This window comes from Kocuria subflava (assembly GCF_012163155.1).
Taxonomy (GTDB): Bacteria; Actinomycetota; Actinomycetes; order Actinomycetales; family Micrococcaceae; genus Kocuria; species Kocuria subflava.
In genome coordinates this window covers 1-510 of the sequence record NZ_JAAVUN010000264.1, presented here as the reverse complement: position 1 = coordinate 510, position 510 = coordinate 1, and the positions used below count along the sequence as shown (strand labels likewise).

The window sequence follows — 510 nt, the reverse complement described above, 5'->3', positions numbered from 1 at the left end:
GGCGGGGATGCCCAAGTCCCATTCAGCGCCGATGCCGAGGGCTGCACCGGCATCGGCCAGGTCGTCCTGACTGACTTCCTCATGCCGATCGATCAGCGCTGTGTTACAGCTTTGCGCGATGGCCTCCTTCAGGGAAATGTCACCTAAATGGTCGGACAGGTAGGTCCCCGCGTTGTTGAAACTGCGGCCGTCCACGGAAATGTTCTCGGTGCAGTGAACGGTGGAATCCTCCGTCAAGCCCTTGCGCAGAAGAGCCAGCGACGTCGCAATCTTGAAAGTCGACCCCGGTGCGTATTGGCCGAGAGTTGCCGTCGGATAAGCGTTGTCGTCGGGTCCGCAGGCGGCCACCAACACGTCACCCGTGGAAACTCTCACCGCCACGAGTGCACTTGGACTGTCGGTGTTGGCAATGATCTCCTCCGCGGCGCGCTGCAGCGGGACATCCAAAGTCGTTCGGAGTGGGGAGTCCGGTGCGGCGGACTGTTCCCATAATGCTTCCAGCCTTGGGGG

General features: G+C 61.6%; 1 protein-coding gene. It reads right to left on the bottom strand.

Translation table 11 applies throughout. The features are described 5' to 3' along the window. Positions 1 to 447 (bottom strand): penicillin-binding transpeptidase domain-containing protein (locus GTW58_RS14105; protein WP_280842338.1); only part of this gene is annotated, 447 nt, incomplete at its 3' end. Positions 448 to 510 lie beyond the last annotated feature (63 nt).